The sequence below is a fragment of the Kitasatospora sp. NPDC057518 genome, assembly GCF_042802075.1.
In the GTDB taxonomy this organism is placed as follows: domain Bacteria; phylum Actinomycetota; class Actinomycetes; order Streptomycetales; family Streptomycetaceae; genus Kitasatospora.
Genome location: NZ_JBHVEU010000413.1, coordinates 1 through 8,046, shown reverse-complemented (window position 1 = coordinate 8,046; position 8,046 = coordinate 1). Strand labels below are relative to the sequence as shown.

The following is an 8,046-nucleotide window of genomic DNA, read 5'->3' as shown; positions in this document are numbered from 1 at the left end:
CCCGCGCCGACCGGTCTGCCGTTTCCCGGGAAACGGCAGACCGGTCGGCGCGGGGTATCCCGGGAGGCCTAGCAGGACCAGCGGTGGGAGCGGAGGTGGACGCCGGTGCCGCCGTTCTGCGAGAAGTTGCCCCTCGCGCCCGCCGCCGTGCACACCACCCGCTGGCCCGTGTAGTTCGCGCCGGGGTAGAACGCCACCGGCCTGCCGGAGCCGCCGTGGTTGTACACCGAGCGGACCTTGGTGGTGGCGGACCAGCTGCAGCGGTCTCCGGACTGCCAGTCCGGGTCGTCGTAGGGCCAGGCGCAGACGCTGCCCGTCCCGTCGGGGCCGCTGTAGACGCAGACCCGCCCCTCCACGCACGACCACGGGTCGAGGGCGGCGTGGGCGGGCTGCGGGACGGCGAGCAGGGCGGCCGCGGCTGCGGCGAGGGAGGCGATGAGGCCGAGGTGCCTACGGGTGCGTTCCATGACGGTCTGTCCTTCCGGTGGGGGTTGTACGGTGTGCGCCAGGCCGGACGGGGCCCGGACTCCGGGCGGGCTCGGGCTCCGGGCGAGGCTCAGGCCCCGGGCGGGCTGACGTAGCCGGAGACGTGCTGGTGGTTGGTGATCACCGTCGACGGGTCGAGGTGGGTACGGAGGGCGACCTTGTCGCCGAGGTTGCCGTCGACGGTGTCGAGGGTTCCGTTCGCGTGGACGGCGGCGACCACGCCGACGTGGCCGGGAGTGCCGCCGTCCGGCTCCCCGTAGATCACCAGGTCGCCCGGCTTCGGGGTGTACGTGCCCCGCTGGTGGAACAGCCCCTTCTGCTTGCCCCACTTGCCGATGCCACGCGCGGCCAGGTCGTCGACCGTCCCGTCGATCCCGGCCCGGTGCCACGTCCACTCGGCGAACGCCGCGCACCACGGGGTCTTCGCGCAGGAGCCGGAGCCCCGGTGGTAGGCGAAGTACCTGTCGCAGGAGCCGGTCTTCTCCGGCGAGGTGCCCGCGGGGGTGATCTCCCCGCGGGCCACCGAAACGATCCGGTCCCGGACGGTGGCGGCCGCCGAGGCCGGCGCCGTGGCGGCGCCGAGCGGCAGCAGGGTGAGGGCGGTCAGCGTAACGGCGGCGGCGGTGCGCCGGGACAGCTTCATGAGAGCTCCTCCATTGGGGTGAACGGACCCTGACCGCCGCCCGGTCGGTTCGCCTACAGTCGGCGGGCATGCCGGGGCATGCCAGGGCCGAGAGGTGGTGGCGCGGCGGGAGTCGGCGAGTCGGTGCGGTGTCGCGGGATCCATCCTGCGGACCGGCGCCGGACGTCACCAGGTCCTCCGGCCGGGGCGGCGTCCCAGCGCTCTCCCGCTTCCCGTCCCACTGCTCCGACCTGCGGAAACGACGGACGCTGGGACAGCGATGGGACAACACCGCATGCATGACCAACCGCCGGACGAGACCCCGGGGCACCCGGCAGGGGGAACGGACCGCCCCCGGACCCTGCTCGTCCGCGCGCTGAACGACGGACTCACGGAGTGCGGCCTGTCTCTGGACCGGGTGGTGGCCCGACTGCGGGCCCGGCTCGACGCCTCCGCCGTCCGGGGGCTGAGCACCTCGTCGATCAGCCGCTACCTCGACCCCGACCGCAGCGAACTGCCCGACCCCGCCGTCCTCGCCGAACTCGCCCGGGTCTTCCGCACCGACCCGGCGGAACTGGACCGCTGGCAGCACTGGCACCAACAGGCGAAGCAGGCGGCGGACCACGAGCTGCGCGACCGCCGCGCGGCGCGCCGCGCCGCCACCACGGCCACGCCCACGGCCACGGCCACGGCCACGCCCACGCCCACGCCCACGCCCACGCCCGTACCGGTTCCGGCGCGCCCCGGGCCCACCGGCGAGCCGTCAGTCACCGGGCGGGCGGCGTGGTGGCGCCGGCCGCACCGGTGGGGTGCGGCACTCGGGGTCCTGGCCCTCGCGGCCGTGCTCGGCGCGGCGGTCTGGGCGAGGGGGTCCGACGACGCGACCGCCGACACCGCATCGGTGGTCGCACCGTCCGGCAGCGCGGCGGGGCGGGAGCCGACGGCGACCCCCGCCGACCTGGCCGAGGGATTCGCCCACGAGGTGGAAGTCGGCGCGCTCGGCGGGGACAGCCGCTGCTCAGCCCCGAAGCCCGGGCCGTCCGGCACCCGGCTGCGCGCCTGTGCGATGGTGCAGCCCCGTCAGGTCCTGTTCGCGGTCCGGATCGACAATCCGACGAACGCGCCGGTCGAGGTGACCGCGAAGGTGGCCGGCTCCTGGTCGGGCATCCAGCACTCCTGCGACCCCGGACGCTCCGTCGTGCACACCACCATCGCACCGGGCGCCACCTTCACCAGCGACCCCGAGGAGTGCGTGACCCCCCGCCGCAGCGCACCGCTCGCCTACCAGGCGGAGGTCTTCGCCGCCGCCGGAGACGGCCGGCAGTGGACCGGCCACCTGTTCTCACCGCGCGCCAACGTCTACCCGGACCGCGAAACCCTCTGGCGCTGCGTCGGCGACGTCCCGTGCTGAGCCCCTCGCCCGCACCACCGTTCGACGAGTTCGCTCGAGGCCACGGGGCCGCTCCCACGGGCGGGGAGCGTCATTGCCAGGGCGCGGTATCCGGGCTGGTCCACGGGTCGTCGTGGCACTCCTCGCCGGGATCGGACCGACTCGGCTCCTCGTGTTCCACCCTGCGGGTCCAGAAGCGCCGCTCCTCTTCCCGTTGGGCAGCCACACCGGGGACGGCGGCGATCGCCTCGGCGAAGCGGCCCTGCTGGACCAGCAGTTCGGCCAGGTACGTCGCGGCCCGGGTACCGGGCAGCGGGCGCAGCCGGGCGATGGCCTCCTCGATGCGGCCGTCGCGGGCGAGCAGCCAGGCGATGGTCTGCTCGCGGTCGTCGACCTCGTCGGCCGGCAGGGCCTCGACCTCCGCGATGGCCTCCCCGGCACGGCCCGCCTCTCCCATCAGCCACCACCGGTTGGAGCGGAGCCAGAAGGCGTCGTTCTCGGCGAGGAATTCGGGACTGCGTCCCTCGGTGAGTTCGAGGGCCTGGTCGTGCCGGCCCTGTTCGGCGAGGAGGACCATGGTCGCCTGGAGGAGGTTGCCGTCGTAGAGGTCGTCGAAGGTGTGCTCCACCGCCTTGACGGCGTCATCGAACCTACCCTGCCGGATCAGCAGTTCCATCAGCGCGTTCTCGTACCAGCCCGGATGCCGGGCGGCGATGAGGCCGCGCAGGTACGCCTCCGCTTCCGCGGCCCGGCCCAGGTTCTCCAGGGCCGTCACGTACGGCCTCGCGGCGACGTACCGCTCGCGGCCGGTGGCGAGTTCGCGCAGTTCCTCGATCCGGCCGTGCCGCGCGAGCAACTCCGCGTAGTCGTCCACGGTTGACCCGCCCCGCTTCGCGGCGGCATCCGCTGCCCGCAGCCCGATCGCCTCGTCGACACGGCCCGACCGTTCCAGGACCCGGGCCTGCGCGGACAGCGCGTCCCCCGGGTCGCGGACCCCGGGCTGTTCCGGGTCACGGCGGAACGCCTCGGCGATCGGGCCCAGCAGTTCCAGCACCCGCTCGTCGCGCCCCTGCCCTTCGGTCACCGTGACCAGGGTCCACAGCGTTCGCCCGTCACGCGGCCGCCGGGCGAGCGCGTCGATCGCCTCGTCCACCAGCCCGGCCTCGACCAGCACCTCGGCGTAGTCCCGCCACGCGTCGTACGCGGCCCTCTCCCCGGCCCCGGGGCGCGCCAGTTCGAGTGCCTGCGAGGTACGGCCCCACCGCAGCAGGACGTCGGCGCCCGTCCGTACCGCCGGCTGCCAACCGGTGGCCACGAACGGCTCCACCACCGCCCACGCCCGCTCGAACTCCCCGCACGCGCACAACCCCCGCACCGCACCCACGGCACAGAACCAGTCCTCGCGCTCCCGCGTCGCCTCCACCAGCGCCTCCAGACCGCCACGGTCGAGGACCTCGTCCACGATTCGCAGCAGGACACCGCTGAGCCTGCCGAACTGCCAATCAAGATCATCAACATCCACGGGGGCAGCCTAGGATCCGCGACCGACACCACCCGCCCCCGTTGTGCGGCCTCCACGACCGTCCGGACGCCTGCGAGCAGGCCGACATGGTCGTCGCCCGACCGTCAACGGCTCCGGCGGACGTGGGCGCCGAAACCCGTGCTGGGTGGTGTTCGAATACGAAGGATCAAGCGATTCCGCCGGGCCGTACCACGGCCGACGGACAAGAGGAGGCGACGTGATCGCGGGTACCGGCCGTGATGCTCTCCGGCCCGGCGGGCACGCCGAGCCGCTCGCCGACGGCGGCCAGGATCACCCGTCGCAGCGGCGAGGGCGCACCGCATCAGCTCCCGCCTTCCCGGTTCGGGGAGACGGGTGCTGGGCGGGGCGGCCGGGGCCGTCGAGGTTCCGTGTGATGGTCAGCGGACGGTGACCTGGATGCTCTTGGAGATGTCGCACCGGTCCCCCTTGTACTTCGGTACGCCGGCATCGCAACTCCCCTCCCCGAACAACCACGTCAGTGTGGTGGTTCCGGGCGCCAAGGCGCTGAAGGTCAGGTCGAACTCGGAGCCGCAGCCCGCCATCGGCGGGTCCGTGGGGCAGGGGCTGATGACGAAGTCCTTGCCGGGCCGCAGCACGCTGCCGTCGCCCGCCGAGTAGAGGTACCACTTCTTCTGCAGGGCGCCCCCGGTCGTTCTGACGCCGAGCCGCTGTCCGACCGTCAGGGTCACCGTGCTGGTCGGATACGGAGAGGTGGCGTTCGACGCCTTCTCGGGGAGGGGCACCTCCACCTCCGGTCGGGGGGTGGAGGCGACCGTGGTGCCGGCCGGGCCGGAGTCGGACCACCAGCCGGCGAGGTGGGAGACGAGCAGCAGGGCGCCGACCAGGAGCGCCGCCACGCTGGTGATGACGGTTCGGCGCATCAGCTGCCCTCTTCCCGGACCCGGCGCCGCATGGTGATCAGGAGCGCGACCTCGGCCAGCCAGCGGGCGAACAGGACCTCGCGCCCGAGGTCGGCCCCGCCGGCCGCGGCCGCACGCAGCCAGCCGCGGACCAGCTCGCCCGGTTCCCGGCCAATCACCGGCTCGGGCAGGTCGAGCGCACCGGCGAAGCCGCCGGCGCGGACGTACTGGGCCAGGACGCCCAACGGGTGCGGGCCCATGTGCAGGGCCTCGGCCTGGTAGGAGGCGGCGATCGCCGCCTCGCCGAAGAGCACCCGGCGCGGGACTCCGTCGATCAGCAGGCCGCGGGTGATGGCGGCCTCGACGTCGTAGCCGGTCATCAGTTCGGTGTCCGGGAGGATGTCGGTCGGATATCGGCTGCTCTCCCCCAAGAAGCTCCATGGCTCGCCGTAATCGAGCGAGCACGGTCGACGAGCATAGACGCTGCGGGAGAAGTGTCGGTTTCGGGGGCAGTCCAGCCGACCGAGCTTGGCGCTAGTCACGACGGCGGAGGATGGTTGTTCCTGCGAGGGTCGTACGCGACGTCGCCCTGAGTCGCAAGCTCGGCGCGGATCTGCACCTGCTCGCAGCAGTCGACACGGTGCCGGACGCGCCCCGGGCCACAGCAGAACGTCTCTGCAAGCAGGCGGCCACGGTGGGCGTGCAGCAGACCGAGAGCCGGCTGTTCCGGCCCGCCCCGAGCACCACGGGCCGGCACCGTCCGGGAAGCCGGACCCCGCCGGACCCCGCTCCCGTGCCTTATTGCACAATAGTTGCAGTTGCATATCAAGGAGCAATAAGGAGTGGGTGCGATGCCGGCCTCGCCAGTGGTGCTGGGGATCGAGTCCTCGTGCGACGAGACCGGTGCCGGTCTCGTCCGGGACGGGGTCCTGCTCGGGCAGGCGGTCGCGTCGAGCATGGACGAGCACGCCCGGTACGGCGGGGTCGTGCCGGAGATCGCCGCCCGCGCCCACGTCCACGCGATGGCGCCCGTGGTCCGCGAGGCCCTCGACCGGGCCGGGCTCACCCTCGCCGACGTCGGCGCCGTCGCGGTCACCGCCGGGCCGGGCCTCTCCGGTCCGCTCCAGGTCGGGGTCGCGGCGGCCAAGAGCTACGCCTTCTCGCTCGGCGTGCCCCTCTACGGCGTCCACCACCTCGCCGGGCACGTCGCGGCGGCCGCCCTGGAGGGCGAGCCGCTGCCGAACCCGTGCGTCGTCCTGATCGTCTCCGGCGGGCACACCTCCCTGCTGCTGGTGCGCGACCTCGCCCGCGACCCGATCGTCCATCTCGGCGACACCCTGGACGACGCCGCCGGCGAGTGCTTCGACAAGGTCGCCCGGATCCTCGGCCTGCCCTACCCTGGCGGGCCCGCCATCGACCGCGCCGCCCGCGAGGGCAACCCGAACGCGGTGCGCCTGCCCCGCCCGCTCAGCGGGCCCAACGACCCCCCGTACGCCTTCTCCTTCTCCGGCCTCAAGACCGCCGCCGCCCGCTGGGTCGAGGCCCAACGGGCCGCCGGCGGCGAGCCGCACGTCCCGGACGCGGCCGCGGCTCTCCAGGAGGCCATCGCGGACACCCTCACCCGCAAGGCCGTCCGGGCCTGCACCGACCACGGGATCGGCACCCTCGTCGTGGTCGGCGGCGTCGCCGCCAACTCCCGCATCCGCGCGCTGACCGAACAGCGCTGCGCCGCCGCCGGGATCACCCTGCGGGTGCCGCCGCTGCGGCTGTGCACCGACAACGGCGCGATGATCGCGGCCATCGGCGACCTCCTGGTCCGCTCGGGCGCGGCCCCGTCCCCGATGAACCTCTCGATCGACCCCTCCGCGCCCCTGGAGTACGCGGCGCTCTCCCCGCTCGCCGCGGTCCGGGCCGCGTGACGACCCGCAGGGCCCGGCGGCCCCGCCGCACACCCCTCGGCGCCTCCTGACCACCCGGTTCCCGGCCCGTCCGGCGGCGGTGACGGTGACGTGGAGAGCGACGCTCCGGATCACTGTCCGCACCCCGAGCCGCCCGGGCGAGACGCGAGCAGCGGAGGCCCGCACCGCCGACGGCCGGCCGTCGTTCCGCGACCGGCCCCCGGCGTCCCCGGCCCCGGCGGTCGGCGACCGCGCCGAGCAGGAGGCTGCCCAGGGGGCGGGCGAAGAAGCCGACCGCGAAGACGGCGAACGTCGACAGGAGCGGCAGCAGGGAGTTGCCCGATCCCTTCGGGAAGAGTGCGGCCGCGATGTACGTGGCCAGGAACGTGCAGACGTGCCAGTCGTACCACTCCACGATGTTGCCGACGGAGGCCACGAGGATCGTCTGCTGCCGGCCTTGCGGGACGGGGCGGACACGGATGTGTCTCCACCGACCGGGCCATGGCCTCGAACCTGGCCGCCATGCGCCGGGAGATCCGGACCTCGGGCGGAGTCGGGGCGGCCGCCGACGTGATCGAGCACCACCTGCGCGCCAACCCTGAAGGAGCACCACATGCCCGTCGATGTCAGCGTCCTCATCCCCCTCTACGGAGACCACGAGGGCCGCCACACCCTGGCCGAGGCAAGCCGCGCGTGGCTGCGCCAGAGCATCCCCTGCGAGGTCGTCGTCGCGATCTCCGGGAACCCGGACGTGACAGTGGCCGAGGACGTCGACACCGACCGGGCCGTCCGCCTCGTGCCGGCCGACCCCGCGGACCGGCCCCCCGGCCTGCTGCGAAACACGGCGGCGGCCCACGCCAGGGCGCCGGTCCTGTACCTCACCGACGCCGACGTCCTGCCGCTCGGCCGGGACTTCCTGGCCCGCGCCCTCGACCTGGCCGGGGGCGGACCGGCCGGCCGTGGCAGTACCGGCTGGTCAACCGCCCCGACGGCGTGGACCACGTCGACCTCGTCCCCGCGGGCCCCGGAAGGTTCTGCTACGGCATCGCCACGATGCCGGTCCTGGTCGACCTTCAGCCGGGCCTCCCGCACCGGGCTCCTCGCGCTCGCGGGGATTCCCTGGGGCCGGGGAGCAGATGACGGTGGTGATGGACGAGCACGGGGTCAGAGCGGTCACAGGTGCCACACACCCACCGCCGGGTTCGCAGCGCCCTCCAGCCCCCGGCCCCGGGCCGCCGGCCACCGGC

Annotated in this window: 8 protein-coding genes and 1 pseudogene; 3 read left to right on the top strand and 6 right to left on the bottom strand. The window is 74.0% G+C overall.

The features are described 5' to 3' along the window. Nucleotides 1-68: 68 nt before the first annotated feature. A complete protein-coding gene (locus tag ACFU7Z_RS31540; protein WP_380744234.1) occupies nt 69-467 on the bottom strand; it encodes a peptidase inhibitor family I36 protein in 399 nt (132 codons plus the stop codon). Between the two features lie 89 nt (nt 468-556). Then, nucleotides 557-1,129, bottom strand: a complete 573-nt coding sequence (locus ACFU7Z_RS31535; protein ID WP_074003332.1) for a CHAP domain-containing protein — start codon at nt 1,127-1,129, stop codon at nt 557-559. Between the two features lie 274 nt (nt 1,130-1,403). Here ACFU7Z_RS31535 and ACFU7Z_RS31530 point away from each other — a divergent pair, with 274 nt between their 5' ends. Next, nucleotides 1,404-2,519, top strand: a complete 1,116-nt coding sequence (locus tag ACFU7Z_RS31530; protein WP_380781232.1) for a hypothetical protein — start codon at nt 1,404-1,406, stop codon at nt 2,517-2,519. Nucleotides 2,520-2,589: 70 nt separating this feature from the next. On the opposite strand, the gene ACFU7Z_RS31525 is transcribed toward ACFU7Z_RS31530, so the two are convergent. From ACFU7Z_RS31525 to ACFU7Z_RS31515, 3 genes are all read right to left on the bottom strand, one after another. Further along, complete coding sequence (locus tag ACFU7Z_RS31525; protein ID WP_380781230.1) at nt 2,590-4,020, bottom strand: tetratricopeptide repeat protein; 1,431 nt, start codon at nt 4,018-4,020, stop codon at nt 2,590-2,592. A 398-nt stretch (nt 4,021-4,418) separates the two neighbouring features. Next, complete coding sequence (locus ACFU7Z_RS31520; RefSeq protein WP_380781228.1) at nt 4,419-4,922, bottom strand: hypothetical protein; 504 nt, start codon at nt 4,920-4,922, stop codon at nt 4,419-4,421. Beyond that, nucleotides 4,922-5,332 (bottom strand): hypothetical protein, encoded by a 411-nt coding sequence (locus ACFU7Z_RS31515; RefSeq protein ID WP_380781226.1) that lies wholly within the window; start codon nt 5,330-5,332, stop codon nt 4,922-4,924. The genes ACFU7Z_RS31520 and ACFU7Z_RS31515 overlap by 1 nt, the downstream gene beginning before the upstream one ends. 420 nt (nt 5,333-5,752) lie before the next feature. Between ACFU7Z_RS31515 and tsaD the strand changes: the two genes are divergently transcribed. Continuing rightward, nucleotides 5,753-6,820, top strand: coding sequence for a tRNA (adenosine(37)-N6)-threonylcarbamoyltransferase complex transferase subunit TsaD (gene tsaD, locus ACFU7Z_RS31510; RefSeq protein WP_380781224.1), 1,068 nt, complete (start codon nt 5,753-5,755; stop codon nt 6,818-6,820). A gap of 208 nt (nt 6,821-7,028) precedes the next feature. Here tsaD and ACFU7Z_RS31505 read toward each other — a convergent pair. Then, nucleotides 7,029-7,280: pseudogene (locus ACFU7Z_RS31505) on the bottom strand (MFS transporter); the annotation flags it as partial. A 132-nt stretch (nt 7,281-7,412) separates the two neighbouring features. On the opposite strand from ACFU7Z_RS31505, the gene ACFU7Z_RS31500 reads away from it, so the two are divergent. Continuing rightward, nucleotides 7,413-8,046, top strand: a 634-nt coding sequence (locus ACFU7Z_RS31500; protein WP_380781234.1) for a glycosyltransferase family 2 protein, incomplete at its 3' end; no start/stop codon positions are given.

Bases quoted from the DNA above. Each gene is read 5' to 3' on its own strand.
- ACFU7Z_RS31535 (WP_074003332.1), bottom strand. From the start codon at position 1,129: ATGAAGCTGTCCCGGCGCACCGCCGCCGCCGTTACGCTGACCGCCCTC.
- ACFU7Z_RS31530 (WP_380781232.1), top strand. From the start codon at position 1,404: ATGCATGACCAACCGCCGGACGAGACCCCGGGGCACCCGGCAGGGGGA.
- ACFU7Z_RS31540 (WP_380744234.1), bottom strand. From the start codon at position 467: ATGGAACGCACCCGTAGGCACCTCGGCCTCATCGCCTCCCTCGCCGCA.
- ACFU7Z_RS31520 (WP_380781228.1), bottom strand. From the start codon at position 4,922: ATGCGCCGAACCGTCATCACCAGCGTGGCGGCGCTCCTGGTCGGCGCC.
- tsaD (WP_380781224.1), top strand. From the start codon at position 5,753: ATGCCGGCCTCGCCAGTGGTGCTGGGGATCGAGTCCTCGTGCGACGAG.